Below are 17,107 nucleotides of genomic sequence, written 5' to 3'. Positions count from 1 at the left end.
ATGAAAACATTAAATCCTGTTTTAGTCCTTATCGTGATGTTTTTTGTAGCCAGGTACAATAAAATGGAAGGAAAAATCACGAAAACAGTTACAATCGACTCATTAGGTGCATGTCAGGGGATTTCTTACCAGAATGGCCGTTATTTTCTTTACGGCGACAGAGAAGTAGGTGTAATGCGCGAATATCAGCTCCGGAAAGATTCTTTAATTTATCAGCATCGGGAATACCAATTCACCGTTAAAGGCGAAAATATCATCAAACACCCTACCGGGATAGCCTACCATAAGGGTTTACCAACATTTGTGGGCAATTCGGTTAAACAAAATGCAGCAGGCACTCTTTGGAAAGCGGTAATTAATTGCATCAACTGGGATGGCTTTTTAAAAACCAGAAAATTAGATGGAAACCTGATTAAAAGCATAGAAGATGATGCCTGTATCCAGGGTACACGACCAGAATATGTAAATTACAAAGGCAAATGGTTTGTAGCCACTGCCGATTATGGCAATAAAGCAAACGAAGTACGATTGTACAATCCCGAAGCCTTATCAAAAGCCGATAAAACAAGTGAAAAGGGAATCCTCTTTAAAAAATTCACCTGCTCACCATGGGTCCAAAATCTACACTGGATTGCAGATAAAGGTATATTGGTTCTAATCCAAAACCAGATTGAAGGCCGCAAATGGCGACTGACCTTTCTAAATCTGGAAAGATCACTTGCCAGCGGCCAGGAATCTGTTATCAAAGTGATAGAAACCGACAAACTGGATGAACTGGAAGGTTTTACCTTTACCGATAAGGCCAATAAAGGGATTGCCGTAAGCTCTGCTCGTAAAAATAATGTGAGTTTTATGGATTTCTCGGTTGGCGATTAGCGACAATCCCAACAATAAAACAATACAGCAATAAATTTATCCTATCGGTCGGGTGTCTCACTGACCGAAATGGAACATATTCATTATTTCTTCAAATTAGGAAATGGAGGGCTTGTGGTTCTTGGCAGTTTGCAGTCCCGCCATTCGCTATAGCTCCGATAGAAAAAAATCGGAGGCTGCCGCTGCTGTCGGGTTTATAAACTACGGATTGTGCACCCTGCAACCTTACAAATGAAATACTGCTTTAGCCACTTAGCACCGGTTGAAGCGTTTACCCTGCAGCAACGAGGTACGAGGAAGCGAAGCGTAAAAGCGTAAAACGGGAGAAAACTTTTTGTGTTGCAGAAGCCTTGCGCTCCAAAACATAAGCTTGCACTTACCACATTTTGTCAGTCTGAGCGGAGTCGAAGACCCTTGGATACGTTTAACCATAGAAGAAATATAAGATCATGTAAGTTGATCTAGTAAAAGATCCTTCGACTACGCTCAGGATGACACTAAGCGGCTTATCCTATCATTTGTCATCATCTACTAAACCATACAACTAAACAGCAACCCTTCTTTCCTCCTATCGGTCGGTGTCTCACCGACCGAAATAAAAATACTCACTATTTCTTCAAATTAGGAAACGAATGGCTTGTGGTTCTTGGCAGTTTACAGTCCCGCCATTCGCTATAGCTCCGATAGAAAAAAATCGGAGGCTGCCGCTACTGTCGGGTTTATAAACAAAGGTTTGTGCACACTGCAACCTCAAAAATGAAAAGCTGGTTTGGCTAATTATACCTCGGCCCGAAGCAGCTACTATCAGAACACATCTATTCTGTCTTGTTTTTAGGCATTTTGCTAACTCCCGTTAATAAACCACTGGCCTAACCGAAGAACGCTGTCAATCCCAAGTGGCAGAAGAATCAAAAAAACAGGTGTACAATAATGCAAATAGCACTAACAAACCTGAAACGCAGTGGCTTTGTGTTCTTTTCACTGAATTCAAAGTTTAATATAAATTGAACACAAAACGAAGTGCCGCTGTTTTTTTGATGTGCGTGGGGCAGTGAAAAGCCACATTGCTGGATTGACAAAGCGCTTTGGGTACTTTGGCGCTCCAAAGTACCATGCCTCCGCGGCATAGAGCGGAAAAAAGAATATCACCTATTTGTTCCATCGATTGATATGTTACTTGCCCGCGGAGTCATCCAATTAGCCTCCCTTCTTTACTTTCCTTTTACACATCTTCGTCGTATCTTTATTAATCAAAAAAAAGGAAAGATATATGAATACTGAAAAAGCCATTCTTGCAGGCGGCTGCTTTTGGGGAGTAGAAGAACTCATCCGTCATTACCCAGGTGTAATTTCTACGGTTGTAGGTTATACTGGTGGTGATGTTCCCAATGCCACTTACCGGAACCATGGCACACATGCCGAAGCCATTGAAGTTACTTTTGATCCAACTGTTTTAAGCTACCGCAAATTATTAGAATATTTCTTCCAGATCCACGATCCGAGCACACGCAACAGACAGGGAAATGATGTGGGCACCTCGTACAGATCTGCCATATTTTATAATAGTGAAGAACAAAAAAATACGGCCGATGCATTAATTGCAGAGTTGGATGCTTCTGGCAAATGGCCGGGCAAAATTGTAACCGAGGTGGTACCTGAAGCCGATTTTTGGAACGCTGAAGAAGAACACCAGGATTACTTACAGAAAAACCCTTACGGTTATACCTGCCATTTCGAAAGACCAGACTGGAAATTGAATTAACAACTGATTTTAAATCAGATCTTCGTTTCGACCGCAGTGCTCCAAAGGAGCTCCTGTGGAGGAGAAATCCTTGATGTAATGCGTAAAAATAAAATGATCTGTGAGGACACAGACCATGGAAGCAGCTCAAAAAATCTGTCGTTGCGAGTAACCATCAGGTCTGTGGCCTGAAAAAAACAGGAATGACGTCCTATATGCGCTTTCTAACTTATTAGGTTTAAAATTTGCATCCTGTAAAACTCAAATGAGCTAAGATGTCTAAGGTGGTTATAAAAAATTAAAAACCAGGCAGTTTAATTAACCACCTTAGACACCTAAGAGAATCTAATTCATTAAATAATCCTTTAGGCTTTCACACCATAAAGAACATGTAAGCTTATGTGGTTCTTAAATGTCTTATATGGTCAAAAAAAATAACAATAAATATTCAGTTGTTTACATAAACATCATTATAAGGCACGAAGATAACCGAACGATTGAGCTCATGAATGCCTTTAAAAACAACTGCAAAAATGAATAATCCTAACGCTTTAGTATAGCGACCTTTGTAAGATTGCTTCGTACCTCGCAATGACGATTAATCTAAAAATGTTATTATAAATAACGACTAATCGTCATCATCTTTTTTCTTCTTCTCCAAAATCACAAAAGCGCTCCGTTTTGGTGCCGGCATTACCGATTGTTCTCCTCTAACCGATTTCCACACCACTTCGTTCAGATCTAAATCTGGTGCAGCATCTTCTTTGGCAAAATTAAACAGTTCAGAGCGTTTGCTGCTCTCATTCACTGCTACATTCCTCGTATCCAAATCAATAAGCGGCTGAATTACTTTGTAGGGCGTAAAATCTGGTGTAGCGGTAAAACATTCGTATAGTGGCATGGCAGCAGCATCGTACTGACTCATTGGTGGCAAACCTAAAATAAGCTCCATTGTCCTTAAAAATCCAGAAGTAGAATACATCGTATGAACAGGTGTATTCCGCTTAACATAAGGACCAACCACATAAGCTGGCGAACGGTGCGCATCAACATGATCGGGACCGTTCTGTGCATCATCTTCCAAAATAAACACAACTGACTCTTTCCAGATTTTACTGTGCGATAAATGTTCCAAAATGCGACCAACGGCTAAATCGTTATCTGCAACGGCAGCCTGTGGCGAGTATTTTCCTTTCTTTTGTCCGCTGGTATGGTCGTTAGAAATCCTTAAAGTATTAAACTGCGGTACAACACCTGCAACCAATAACGAATCGAAATCGTGTTGCCAGGCATCCACCCGCACCTGATCTTTAATGTCCATATCAAAACCTGGCGACGCAGAACACATGTGGCCTTGCAGCGATTTAATATTCGCTTTTCCATAATCGCCAAACTCGCCATAACTGCGGTAGCTTACGCCTGCCCGCTGACAGTAATCCCAGATAAAACCTCCTTTTGGATAGGTAACTGGTCGACCTCCTTCAAAAGATGTGCTGCCGCCGCGTGCGCCGTAACTGGTAGGCCAGGTCTTTTCTACTACATCAGTGGCATAAGCGGCCATACTCCAGTTGTGTCCATCGGCACTTACTTCTGCATCCACATAAAAATTATCAAGCAGCACATAATTCTCAGCAAAGGCATGCTGGTTAGGGGTAATTTTTCTCCCGAAAAGTGTTAAGCTAGAATCACCGTTTCCTTTTGCAACATCGCCAAGTACCTGGTCGTAAGTTCTGTTTTCTTTGATGATATAAAAAACATGTTTAATAGGCGATTTTTCGCCCTGTTTTCGCGGAATTGGATTTCCGGCTTCACCATCGGCAGTAATCGTACGTTTATCAGTAAATGGAGTATTGGCATATACTTGTTTGGTGTATATTTTTAATTGCTCTGGCTTTGGTGAATCTATAAAAGATAATGTTCCTTTAAACAATCCTGCTATATATTGCAGCCGGCTATTGGCGGTACTTCCCATCTGGTAACCACTGTTATCTACCTTAGAAATGGGTTGCGGCCCCTGTGGATTGGCCATAGAAGTATTGCCTTTGCCATTGGTCACCAAAATTTTCGAGCCCAATACTTTAACACTTGTTGGGTACCAGCCTACCGGGATAAAACCCTGGCTCTGGCTTACACCTCGCTTGCTCACATCAAAAACAGCCAAACAGTTGTTATCGGCATTGGCGATGTATAAAGTTTTCTCGTTGGTACTCAAAGCCAAACCGTTGGTGGTCGAACCGGTTAACTGAGTAGCATAAAGCGTAGTGGCAATGGTTTCGATCACCTTATTATTCAAAGTATTGATGACTGAAACGGTATTATCATTTGCATTGGCCACAAACAAAGTATTTCCTTTTTTATTGAGTAAAAGTTCGTTTGGATGATCGCCTACAGGGATGAGCCTTTCAATGTTTTCAGCATCCAGATCGATAACCGCAACCGATTTCCCGCCCCAGAGTGAAACATAAAGTTTGCTTTCATCTGCAGCTAAAACACAGCTGTAAGCAATTGCAGGGAGCTGGATTTTTTTAAGGATCTGCTTTTCAACAGGGTTGATGATGTATAAACTGCTGTCTTCTTTGGTAACCGTATATAATTTACTGTTGTTTTTGTTAACCGCAATCCCCGCCGGACTGATTTTTCCTTTTGGCCAGACCGGGCCAAGTTTAATCGTATCACTTTCGGCGAGTTTACCGTTCTGAATATTAAAATCCAAAATCCAGTTGTCGTTACCTCCTGAAGCATACAGGTGTTTTTCATCTTTACTAAAGGCAATGCCATACCACGATTTGCTTAGCACTTTTTCATCAATAATCTTTTCTGTTTTGGCATCAAGCAGTTGCAACGACTGCGTGCTTTGTCCGTTGTTAGTAATAGCAAGATATTTACCCGAAGCACTCAATTGCATATTCAAAGGCAAATCGCCCAGTTGCAGAGAATGCCCCGCCGGACTCAGCTTCCATCCATTGGGCAATAAAATCTGTTGAGTGCTTTCGTTTTTGCCTGGCTTTTGTGCAAATCCATTCCGTATAAAAAAGGAACACAGCAGTAATAATAAATATGATTTTTTCATTTTTCTTAAATTGAAGGTAGTAGCACTACCGATGAAGATTAAAATTAACCAGGGCCCTAATGGTGTAGCCATTGCCCGATGCTACCGAACCGATTTCGCGGATGGCCTCAGATGGAATAACCTGACTATGAGTTGCGTAAAAAACAGGTCCGCCCGAAATAGAGAACGAAAGTTTTGAATGGTTCGGCTCGAGATTGATTGATGGCCCGATCATTACTTTTGCGCCACCTTCTGCCTCGTCTTTTTCCCAAAAACCTTCCAAGTCCTGCCCTAACGCTTCAAATCCAAGATATAACACACTGGATACACGGTGCTGATAGCCAAAACTGCTAATAAAATCAAGCTTATCTCTGCTTTTATCAAAAGCCTTTTCGAAACGAAGGTTACCCGCCATTCTCCAGTTTGTCTGATCAAATGAAGCAGTAATCCGGCTAATCGCCGAACCCGTGTTAGACCAGTCTCTGCTCAACCCTAAACCCGCACCGAGCCTAAAACCTGCAATGCCTTTACCACCCACTAAATCTCTGATTACTTCAGCCTGTTCGGCAGAGGTTACACCTCCTGAATTGGCAAAACCAATTGCTGCTGTTGCATACAAGGTAAGCCTGCTGCCTAAATACCCTTTAACGCCAAACTGCTGCCCTAAGCCATCATAACCGAATTGTCCATTCGTTCTTTCGCCATAACTCCCAGAATAATGGACATTCCAATGTGGATTTTCTGCCGTTAAGGTGTTCAGCGAAAACAGAAAGGGCTGAGCGGCATCAGTTCCTATTTTAATTTCAGGTGTGGTCTCATTTATTTTCTGTGCGGCACAATTTAAAACGGCACCCGCCAAAATGAGCATCAAAAATGTCTTTTTCATTGCGATGATCTATCAATTAAAATTTGGTTTCATTTAATAATGGCGACTGGCTTGCATTTACCTGATAAGTTTGGATCTTATCATTTTCATCAACCTCAACAATCCGGTAACCTTTATAAGTCGTGCCCCAGTTTCCACCAATATGTGCATCAAAAAAATGAGGCAATTTATCGGTATAAAAAACAGCATCAAGACTGTGGTCGTGCCCATGGAATACTGCTTTTACATTCGCATAGCTATGCAGCAGTTTAATGGTGTCCGGACAATCGACAAACGGACTTTCCGGCACCCAGAAATGAGGCGGGATATGCAGCACGACAAAAACAGTTTTCAGGTTTTTAAATTTATCTAGTTCCTGTTTTAAAAAATCGTTATTGGGGCACAAATAAGTTCCTTTGGTATCAGAAGTATTGGCCAGAACAAAACCTACTCCATTTTTTTCAAAAGAAAAATTATCCTCGTATCCAAAAACTGATTTCCAGATTTTGGTGTCGGCGTGATCATGGTTACCCGGGATAGCATAAAAAGGGACTTTAAGTTTATCGTAATAATCCTTTTTAACTTCGGGCAACAAATCAGGACGATCATGTACCAGATCGCCATTGATGATCACAAAGTTCAGTGGACTTTTATCGTGTGCTTCGTTCAGCCATTTTACAATATTTTCATGATGGAGTTTATATTCCGTACCCGGCTGGCCATAGTGACCATCGGATGCGAGGGCAAAACGCAATTTGGGTGCTTTACCAGATTTAGCAGAAACAGGATGTTGTTCATCGGCAAATGAGGATAAAACCGGCGAAATACTGGCCACAACCGCAGCAGCCAGACTATTTTTCAGAAAAAACCGTCTGTTAGACATAAGGATAAAATATGTTTTGTATTAAAGCCCAATATTAGGGTGACCAAGCTTCTTAAACATAAATTTCATGTTATCATTAGGTTAACAGAACCTTATCTGTGTATCAATTTTATAACAGAAAAAGACCGGAAACAGCTATTCAAGGCATAATGTTAACCCGATAAAACAATTTACCGCTTGCAGGGATTATTATATTATGAAAGTACTTAAATCCTTACTCGCTGGCTTTGCAGGTGCTGCAGCCTTGAATATATTGCATGAAAGCTTTAGGCGGCTTGATCCTGATGCACCCAGGATTGATCTTTTAGGCAAACAAGCCTTATCCAAATCGATGAACCGTTTAAACCTTAAAGCTCCTGTCGGAAACAATCTTTATCTGGCCACCCTGGCAGGTGACATCATAAGCAACAGTTTATATTATAGTGCTATTGGTGCTGGAGACAGCAAAAACATTTATTTGAAAGGTGCAATCGCCGGTGTTACCGCTGGTTTGGGCGCAATAAACATCCCTGATCAAGTTGGATTAGACGATACTCCTGTCACTAAAACGGATAAAACCAAAATATTAACGGTAGCGTGGTACGTAATCGGCGGACTGGTAACGGCAGCGGTTTTTAACCGCTTAAAAAAGGCTTAGCACAATGAAAACTTACCGGTCCTTGTGGTGGCTTTTTTCCATTGCTTTTGCAACGGGCTTACTTTCCTGTAAAACAGGATCTGTTAATCTGTTTAAGGCCGCTACTCCACATGAGCAATATCAAAAAAAGTTAGTGAATGTTGGCCTGGATAAAACGGCAATGGGTGCAGCATGGTTAAATGCTGCTGCTACGAGTACACAAAAAGCATTAAACATTAATATCCCTTATAAAGAAAACGGTTATTTTGCTGCGGATAAAATTCCGGCGACTGCTTATAAATTCAGAGCAACCAAAGGACAAAAATTGAATATTAAGCTAAATAAAACACCTTCGGGTGCTGCCTTGATTTATATTGACGTTTGGTATAACACAGATCAAAGCCAAAAACTTATTGCCTCTGCAGATACTTTAAATAATCCGATTGTTTTCGATATTGATGAAACGGGCACCTATCTGATCAGGCTGCAACCAGAACTGTTGCAGAATGTATCATATGAATTAGAAATTACCGCCGGCCCATCTCTTGCTTTTCCTATTAAATCAAAAAACACCAACAGTATAAAAAGCTATTGGGGAGATGGCAGGGATAATGATGCGAGAAAACATGAAGGTGTAGACATTTTTGGCAATTTCAGAACGCCAGTTCTGGCAATTTCGGAAGGAACGGTAACACGGGTAAACGAAAATAACCTGGGTGGAAAAGTGGTTTGGATGCGCCCGAAAGGTAAAGATTACACATTATATTATGCCCATTTGGATGAACAGATCGCGGTAGAAGGACAGGAAGTAAAAATTGGCGATACTTTGGGACTTATGGGCAACACCGGCAATGCCCGTACTACCCCTACTCATTTACATTTTGGTATTTATACCTTTAACGGTGCGGTAAATCCACTTCCTTTTATTGATCCCGTAACCAAAACCCCAGCTGCCATTACCGCTTCGAGCAGTAAGTTAAATAAAACCTTAAGAACCCTATCTGCCGTTAAAATGTTTTCTTCACCACAAGGTAAAGCAACTGTTTTAGCTACACTTAATAAAGGAACAATTGTACAGGCAAATGCTGCGACAGGAAATTATTACAAGGCAGAACTGCCAGATGGAAGCAAAGGTTTTATTCAAAGCAACAGCCTTGTAGAAATTGCTGAGCCTTTAAAAAAGCTTAAAATAAATTTACTCCAGCAAAAAGTTTACGATAAACCCGATAGTTTAGCAGCGGTTAAAACAACTTTAAAAGAAGGGCAAACCGTAAAGCTTCTAGGTACTTTTGGCAACTACCAACTCATTGCCAATGCCGGTAAAGAAATTGGCTGGATTATTATTCCCCGGTCTATGTCTCCACAGAACAAAAAACAATAGTCTGGCAATAAAAATTGATTAAAATGGCTAAAAACAAAAGAAACTATGGAGACACAAGAGCTTGGATTAGTCTTCGACGAGCTATCATTGACAGATTAAAAGAGTGGTCGTCTTTCCCGCGCAGGCCTATCGTGTGGACACATCTTTTTTAAGTATTTTTAGGCGTTTTGCTAACCAACTTTAATAAAGCACGGATTTTAACCAAGGACGCTGTCAATCCCAAGAGCCGGGGAAATCAAAAAACAGTTGCAATTAAGATAAATCGGCACTAACAAGCCTGAAACGCAGTGGTTTTGTGTTCATAAAAGATGATTTAATTTTAAAAAAATATTAAACACAAAACGAAGTGCCGCTGTTTTTTGATGCGCATGGGATTGTGCAAAAGGCTCATTGCTGGATTGACAAAGCGCTTTGGGTACTTTGGCGCTCCAAAGTACCATGCCCCCGCGGCATAGAGCGGTAGAAGAATGTTATAATTAATTGTGACCACACGATAGGCGCAGGCGGGAATCTTAAAGCGCTTGCATTACGATTATTCATAAGTTTCCCTTGTTTCAAAGGCATTCATGAACACTCCGTGGTTCCTAATCAAGTTGGGAATGACGAACCGCCAAAACCCGTCATCAATACTCCTATGTATTTGAAAAATTCTAACCTCTATGATTGACAGATTCCAATAGAATGGTCGTCATCTCCGGAGCAACGCGCAGTGGAGAGATCTATCGAAACAGATTTCTCGACTACGTTGCACTCCGCTCGAAATGACGATACTTCGAGACAATCTGCCTTCTTTATCCATCTGTCCATTTATATTAATTTTTATAAAATAAATCACCATAAACCAATCATATTAATTCCGTGCTTTCCGTGCTTCCGTGGCAAAAAAAAATAACTATGGAAAATTCAAACCAAATCGACTTGAGAATACATGCATATTCCCTGGTATCTGCCCTCACAGAATGAAAAATAATAGTGTCGTAATGAACAAATTAATTAAAAAGGCTAAAAACAAATAGTCTGTGGGGACACAGACTTTGGATTAATGATTGAAACTACTGAAACCCTTGCCCCCAGTTTTTCATTGCTATTGCTACTAAGGAGAAAGATCCTTCATTGCATTCAGGATGACAAATCTCCAAAATATTCCCCGGTCTGTGTCCTCACAGAACGGAAAATATAGTTTCGTAATGAAATTCATTAAAAGACAAAAACAAAAGGCCTGTGTTTCCACAGGCCTTGAATTAGATTTATAGAATAACGATTACCTGTTTGACAACCAGATAGGCTGCCAGTGCGAACAAAAATATCGCTATAGATTTATTGATAATCAAACTGCTTAGCGCAAATTTTTCCTGAATATACGTTGCAAAATGAGCATATACATAAAGGGCCAAAGACGAGCCTACACCCGAACCTAGACTAAATATTACCAGTGAAAGGTAATCGGTCTGGATCCATTGATGTAAAATTACGTAATTGCCAAAAAACAACCAGAATGGAATCTGAACAGGGTTTAAAACGCCCAGAATTAATCCGTACAAAACACTTCCGCTACGTTTATCCTCTTTTTTATTGCTTGTTTTAGGTACTTTCTTTCGGTTTCTCCAGGTAATGGTACCCATTACCAGAAACATTACAATCATAAAGCAATCTACCAAAGTGCTCAGCCGCACCTCGCTTACCGCCTCATTTGGATTGATATCGCTCATGGCCCATCTCGCAAAACGCATCATCCCGAAAGTAAAAAACACTTCTACGCAGGAGAAGGATAGAATAAAATACCAAACCTGGCGCATACCCTTGTTAATGGCCAGCTGCGCAACAGTAAGATTGATGTTGCCCGGGGGAATATACCCCATGGCATTGAGAGCGATGCCGATGAAAAACGTTAGAAAAAGCATTGCCGAAATTATGGATTTAAATTTAAATGCGATGCTAAATATTTTCCGGTATACGAATTTTCTACTTTAACCAGTTCTTCAGGCACCCCTTCAAATACCACATTACCACCGCCATCACCTCCTTCAGGACCAATATCGATTACCCAGTCGGCACATTTAATCATATCCATATTGTGTTCGATAACCAAAATGGTATTCCCTTGTTCAATTAGTGTATTTAATGCTTTCAAAAGTTTTTTAATATCATGGAAGTGCAAACCAGTGGTTGGCTCATCAAAAATAAATACCGTTTTATTGGCATTATTGCCCTTAATCAGGAACGAAGCCAGTTTAATCCGCTGCGCTTCACCGCCAGATAAGGTATTTGATGACTGCCCCAAATGCACGTAACCTAAACCTACATCAACCAAAGGATTTAATTTATTCAGGATTTTTTGTTCATCCTTAAAGAAATCAACTGCTTCATCTATGGTCATGTCCAAAATCTCCGAAACATTTTTCTCTTTATAAGTGATATCTAACACCTGTTGTTTAAAGCGTTTGCCGTTGCAAGCCTCACAAGGCAGATAAATATCAGCCATGAACTGCATTTCAATCTTCACCTCACCCTCACCCTGACAAACATCGCAACGGCCACCTTCTACGTTAAACGAGAAAGCAGCAGGTTTCAGTCCGGCAGCCTTTGCAGCTGGCAAGCCTGAAAAAAGTGCACGAATATCATCCCAGGCTTTTACATAAGTAACTGGATTTGAACGGCTGGAACGGCCAATCGGGTTCTGATCAACCATTTCTACAGCACTTACCAGATCGTAATTACCGAAAATGCCATCGTAAGCACCTGTTAGTTCACCAGCATAATTCCCGATCGCTTTTTGTAAAGCGGGGTACAAAATCTTTTTAACCAAACTGGTTTTACCCGATCCGGAAACTCCACTTACTGCAGTAAAAACACCCAGCGGAAACTTCACATCAATATTCTGAAGATTGTTTTCTCTTGCTCCTTTAATCAGGATATGATCTTTCCACTTACGGCGTTTATCCGGAATGGCAATTTTTTCTATGCCAGACAGGTAGCGGCCTGTTAAACTATTTTTATCTTTTAAAATCTCCTCGTAATTACCGCTGAAAACCAGGTTACCTCCATGTGTACCGGCCTCAGGACCAATATCAATGATGTAATCGGCCGCACGCATCATTTCTTCTTCGTGCTCCACTACAATAACCGTATTACCTACATTACGGAGCGAAATCAATACTTCGATCAGTTTATTCGTATCCCGTGGATGCAAACCAATGCTCGGTTCATCCAAAACGTAAATGGAGCCCACCAAGCTACTTCCCAATGAAGTTGCCAGGTTAATCCTTTGCGATTCTCCTCCTGATAGGGTATTTGATAAACGGTTTAAGGTAAGGTAACCCAAACCAACATTATTTAAATACAGGAAACGGTTATCAATCTCTGCGAGCAAACGTTTGGCAATTTTGGCGTCGTTCACACTTAATTTTAAGCCATTAAAGAAAACCAGCGCTTTCGATAACGGCATCAGTACCACATCGATAATTGATTTTTCAGCAATTTTAACATATGATGCATCCTTACGCAAACGCGAGCCTTTACAATCAGGGCAAGTGGTTTTTCCACGATAGCGGGATAACATTACCCGGTACTGGATTTTATACGTCTGCTCTTCCAGTTCCTTGAAAAAAGCATCCAAACCAGCAAAATATTTATTGCCCGTCCAAAGTAATTGCTGCTCTTTTTCAGTAAGCGCGCTATATGAACGGTGAATAGGAAAATCGAATTTCGGGGCAGCTTTAATAAAGTTTTGCAACCAAACGTTCATTTTTTCACCACGCCATGGGGCAATGGCATTATCGTAAATACTTTTACTCTTATCCGGAATAACCAGATCTTCATCAATCCCGATTACGTTTCCATAACCTTCGCAACGTTTACAGGCGCCGTAAGGGTTGTTGAAAGAGAAAAAGTTTGGCGTAGGTTCTTCAAATTTAATTCCATCCAGTTCAAAACGATCGCTAAAATGTTTCGTTTTACCCTGGGCTTCTACATAACAATCGCCTTTACCTTCAAAAAAAGCGGTTTGAGCCGAATCAGCCAGTCTGCTTAATGTTTCTTCTTCCTGGTTGGTTACAATCCGATCGATCAGGATCTGAACAGTTTTATCATCTGTAAGCTCCGCATCTTTAAAATCAGCATCGTCTAAAACAGCTTCTATCTTTTCTATTTTATCATTAATCAGGACACGTAAGAATCCTTTCTGTAATAAAATAGCCAGTTCTTCTTTAATTGTACGGTTGTTATGCGGATATAACGGACAAAAAATAGTGACCGTTGTATCTTCAGGCATCGCATTTACATAGTCTACCACCGTGCTCACCGAGTCCTTTTTTACTTCTTTGCCTGAAACAGGCGAAATGGTTTTCCCTATCCGAGAGAAAAGCAGTTTCAGGTAATCGTAAATTTCAGTTGAGGTACCAACGGTAGAACGTGGGTTGGAAGTAATCACCTTTTGTTCGATGGCAATTGCCGGAGCAATACCTTTAATATAATCAACATCGGGTTTATTCATCCTGCCCATAAACTGACGGGCGTAAGACGATAAACTTTCTACATATCGGCGTTGTCCCTCTGCATATAATGTATCAAATGCAAGCGAAGATTTCCCCGAACCAGACATACCCGTTACCACCACAAGTTTATTTTTTGGAATGGCAACATCAATGTTTTTTAGGTTGTGCACCCGGGCACCTTTTATGATAATATTTTTATGCGGATCTTTTTCGGCCTCTTTTTTGCTCATGTATGGTAACGAATATAAATGTATAACCCCAGAATGTGGTTAGGGTTTTAAGAAGATACAAAAATAGGGTACTAAGACGGTTAATTTATTTTTTAACATTTTATTTTTTGTTTTTTGATAAAAAAATAACTTTCTTTGAACATTAACAACCTCAAAACCAAACTAACACATTTCAAAAAACATAGGAGAGCAGCTATAGAAATTAAACATTTACTAATTAATTTTTAGCAAATAGTACGGGATTTAGTGTAGGTAAACCTATGAATTTACAATCATATAATGATCAGGACCTGGTGAAGGTATATATTACCGGGAACGAGAATGGATTGCAGGAACTTCTTAGAAGACATAAAAGCAAAATTTATACCTCTATCTACTTATTGGTGAAAGACCAATATCTGGCAGAGGATATATTTCAGGATGCTTTTATAAAGGTAATCAATACCCTGCGATCGGGGAGATATAATGAAGAAGGCAAGTTTTTACCTTGGGTAATGCGCATTGCACATAACCTGGTTATTGATTACTTCCGAAAAGAAAAGAGAACACCAATCATCACCAGTGCTGATGGAATGGATGTATTCAATATGCTACAGTTTTATGATGAGAGCGCAGAAGATAAAATGCTTCGCGATCAAACCCATAAAGATTTAAAAGCAATGATCCATTTATTACCTGATGAACAGAAAGAAGTACTTCTTATGCGGCATTACGCAGATTTGAGCTTTAAAGAAATCGCAGATTTAACTGATGTCAGCATTAATACAGCCTTAGGCCGTATGCGTTATGCCCTTAGCAATTTACGTAAGATGCTTAAAACAAAAGAGATGACCTATAAAGGGTAGTAAAAAAGTTACATAGTTTTTTTTGAAGACTTGAAATAAAGCATCTGAACAATCGTTAAGTTTATAAAACTTATCACATTTAGTTGCTTATGACAAAAACCTCTACATCACAAAACAATGTAAATTCACCTACACCCAATATGTTTCAGCCTAGAACTGATATTGAATCGGACGCAGAAATCGACTTATTTTATGATCAAATAAAAGGTAAGTTAGATAGACTGGCTAAAGATCCTAAAGATGAAACCATCAGCAAGATTTTAACTTACAGTAGGTCGTTATAAATTTACACACGTCAAAAAAGGTTGTTCCACAGGGTGGGGCAACTTTTTTTTTGTGTATGGAAAATGGAAGAGGTAAGATGGGTGATGGTTCATTGGTTCACTGGCCATTTGTTCATTTGTCAATACCAACGGAAGACTAGATGGTTCATTGGTTCACTGGTCATTGGTTCATTTGTTATGGCAAACTTGCTGGGTTATGGGTTAATAGTTCATTGGCGAACGGCCTAACCGACAAGCGCATAAACTATTTCGCGATCAACCATGAACCATCTGGCTATAAGCCCTCAACAATTCAAAGAAGCAATCTAGCAATGAACTATCGCCTATCAACCATGAACCATCTGACTATAAGCCCTAAACAATTCAACCAGAAGCCAATCTAGCAATGAATTATCGCCTATCAATCATGAACCATCTGACTATAAGCCCTAAACAATTCAACCATAAAACAATCTAGCAATGAACTATTGTCTATCAACCATGAACCATCCTACCACCTCTTAGCTCATCCATCTTCCATCCCACATCTTCCATCCCCCTATAAATGTCCTAATTTTTACAATCTCCTTCCATAAAAAGCCATACCTTTGCATAGTGTAATTTTAACACTAAGGGCGCTATGAACAAGAACTTACTTCCACTTACTTTAGGCGGTTTAGGCATTGGGATCACTGAATTTGTAATGATGGGCCTGTTGCCTGATATTTCAAAAAGTTTAACAGTAACCATTCCACAAGCCGGGCATTTAATCTCCGCTTATGCTTTGGGCGTAGTAATCGGTGCACCTTTATTAATTATGATTGCAGGCAAATATCCACCAAAAAAGATCTTGATCGCTTTGATGGTTATGTTTACCGTTTTTAACGCTTTCTCTGCCTTTGCCCCAACTTTTAATACTTTATTTATCGCCAGGTTGCTTTCGGGTTTACCTCATGGAGCTTTTTTCGGTGTCGGATCAGTAGTGGCCAGCAGAATTGCAGAGAAAGGGAAAGCCGCACAAGCCGTATCATTAATGTTTATGGGTTTAACCATTGCTAATATTGTAGGTGTACCATTGGGCACCTTTATCGGGCACAATTTCTCCTGGCGCATATCTTTTGCCGTGGTGGTATTTGTAGGTTTGGTAACCTTATTAAGTTTAAAATTGTGGTTACCTGCTTTAGAAGCCACAAAAAACCGCGATTTAAAAGCAGAATTAAGTTTCTTCAAAAAAAGAGAAGCATGGATCATCATTTTCATGATCTCGATCGGAACAGGCGGGTTATTTACCTGGTACAGTTATATCGCTCCGTTAATGACAGATGTTGCAGGCTTTTCGTCCAATGCTGTAACTTATATATTAATGCTGGCGGGTTTGGGCATGATGTTCGGCAATTACATTGGTGGACGTTTGGCTGATAAATTTTCCCCGGCAAAAGCATCTGCAGCATTACTGCTTACCATGGTGGTTACCTTAACTATTGTGCACTTCGTATCTGCAAGTCAGCCATTAGCTTTAATCATGACTTTTATTACCGGTGCGGTCGCTTTCTCGTTGGCTGCCCCTATACAGATGTTGATGATCCAGAGTGCCAAAGGCTCCGAAATGCTGGCAGCTTCTGCAAGTCAGGCGAGTTTTAATATTGGTAATGCTTTAGGCGCATTCTTTGGCGGACTTCCGTTAGTGTATGGCTACGATTACACCTCGCCAGCCTATGTTGGTGCTGCGATGGCTTTGGTTGGTGCGTTTTTTGCCTTCTGGCTGATTAAGAGCAATCAAGGTGCAACCGAAGAAGTTAAAGTACCAGTCACTTCTTTTCACTAATTTTGAATGACAGAATGAGTGAATGATTAAATAAGACAAT

General features: G+C 40.3%; 12 protein-coding genes. 7 read left to right on the top strand and 5 right to left on the bottom strand.

Annotated features, from left to right (window positions below; translation table 11 throughout):
- Together KYH19_RS00765 and msrA are read left to right on the top strand one after the other, a co-directional pair.
- Nucleotides 1-876 (top strand): hypothetical protein, encoded by an 876-nt coding sequence (locus KYH19_RS00765; RefSeq protein ID WP_219077196.1) that lies wholly within the window; start codon nt 1-3, stop codon nt 874-876.
- Nucleotides 877-2,146: 1,270 nt separating this feature from the next.
- Nucleotides 2,147-2,638 carry a peptide-methionine (S)-S-oxide reductase MsrA gene (gene msrA, locus KYH19_RS00760; protein WP_193424085.1) on the top strand — a complete coding sequence of 164 codons (492 nt, stop codon included), beginning with the start codon at nt 2,147-2,149 and terminating at the stop codon, nt 2,636-2,638.
- Nucleotides 2,639-3,245: 607 nt separating this feature from the next.
- Here msrA and KYH19_RS00755 read toward each other — a convergent pair.
- From KYH19_RS00755 to KYH19_RS00745, 3 genes are read right to left on the bottom strand one after another with little or no spacing between them, the layout of a single operon-like run.
- A complete protein-coding gene (locus tag KYH19_RS00755) occupies nt 3,246-5,687 on the bottom strand; it encodes a bifunctional YncE family protein/alkaline phosphatase family protein (RefSeq protein WP_219077195.1) in 2,442 nt (813 codons plus the stop codon).
- 25 nt (nt 5,688-5,712) lie between these two features.
- The gene (locus tag KYH19_RS00750; protein ID WP_219077194.1) at nt 5,713-6,552 is read right to left on the bottom strand and encodes a hypothetical protein; all 840 of its coding nucleotides are present in this window, start codon (nt 6,550-6,552) and stop codon (nt 5,713-5,715) included.
- 16 nt (nt 6,553-6,568) lie between these two features.
- Nucleotides 6,569-7,414 (bottom strand): metallophosphoesterase, encoded by an 846-nt coding sequence (locus KYH19_RS00745; RefSeq protein ID WP_219077193.1) that lies wholly within the window; start codon nt 7,412-7,414, stop codon nt 6,569-6,571.
- Between the two features lie 196 nt (nt 7,415-7,610).
- Between KYH19_RS00745 and KYH19_RS00740 the strand changes: the two genes are divergently transcribed.
- Both KYH19_RS00740 and KYH19_RS00735 read left to right on the top strand, forming a co-directional pair.
- Nucleotides 7,611-8,051, top strand: a complete 441-nt coding sequence (locus KYH19_RS00740) for a hypothetical protein (RefSeq protein ID WP_219077192.1) — start codon at nt 7,611-7,613, stop codon at nt 8,049-8,051.
- Between the two features lie 4 nt (nt 8,052-8,055).
- Nucleotides 8,056-9,411 carry a M23 family metallopeptidase gene (locus KYH19_RS00735; protein ID WP_219077191.1) on the top strand — a complete coding sequence of 452 codons (1,356 nt, stop codon included), beginning with the start codon at nt 8,056-8,058 and terminating at the stop codon, nt 9,409-9,411.
- A gap of 1,247 nt (nt 9,412-10,658) precedes the next feature.
- On the opposite strand, the gene KYH19_RS00730 is transcribed toward KYH19_RS00735, so the two are convergent.
- On the bottom strand, nt 10,659-11,312 hold the full coding sequence (locus KYH19_RS00730) for a LysE family transporter (protein ID WP_193424072.1): 654 nt from the start codon (nt 11,310-11,312) through the stop codon (nt 10,659-10,661).
- 8 nt (nt 11,313-11,320) lie between these two features.
- Nucleotides 11,321-14,134 carry an excinuclease ABC subunit UvrA gene (gene uvrA, locus KYH19_RS00725; protein WP_219077190.1) on the bottom strand — a complete coding sequence of 938 codons (2,814 nt, stop codon included), beginning with the start codon at nt 14,132-14,134 and terminating at the stop codon, nt 11,321-11,323.
- A 260-nt stretch (nt 14,135-14,394) separates the two neighbouring features.
- On the opposite strand from uvrA, the gene KYH19_RS00720 reads away from it, so the two are divergent.
- The 3 genes from KYH19_RS00720 (at nt 14,395) to KYH19_RS00710 (ending at nt 17,067) form a co-directional block, all read left to right on the top strand.
- On the top strand, nt 14,395-14,979 hold the full coding sequence (locus tag KYH19_RS00720) for an RNA polymerase sigma factor (protein WP_132403189.1): 585 nt from the start codon (nt 14,395-14,397) through the stop codon (nt 14,977-14,979).
- Between the two features lie 89 nt (nt 14,980-15,068).
- On the top strand, nt 15,069-15,263 hold the full coding sequence (locus KYH19_RS00715) for a hypothetical protein (RefSeq protein ID WP_219077189.1): 195 nt from the start codon (nt 15,069-15,071) through the stop codon (nt 15,261-15,263).
- Nucleotides 15,264-15,882: 619 nt separating this feature from the next.
- Entirely contained in the window at nt 15,883-17,067 is a 1,185-nt protein-coding gene (locus tag KYH19_RS00710) for an MFS transporter (protein ID WP_219077188.1), read from the top strand.
- Nucleotides 17,068-17,107 lie beyond the last annotated feature (40 nt).

Source organism: Pedobacter sp. D749 (genome assembly GCF_019317285.1).
Taxonomy (GTDB): domain Bacteria; phylum Bacteroidota; class Bacteroidia; order Sphingobacteriales; family Sphingobacteriaceae; genus Pedobacter.
The sequence above is the reverse complement of the archived record's forward strand: the minus strand, read 5'-3'. Positions and strand labels throughout refer to the sequence as shown.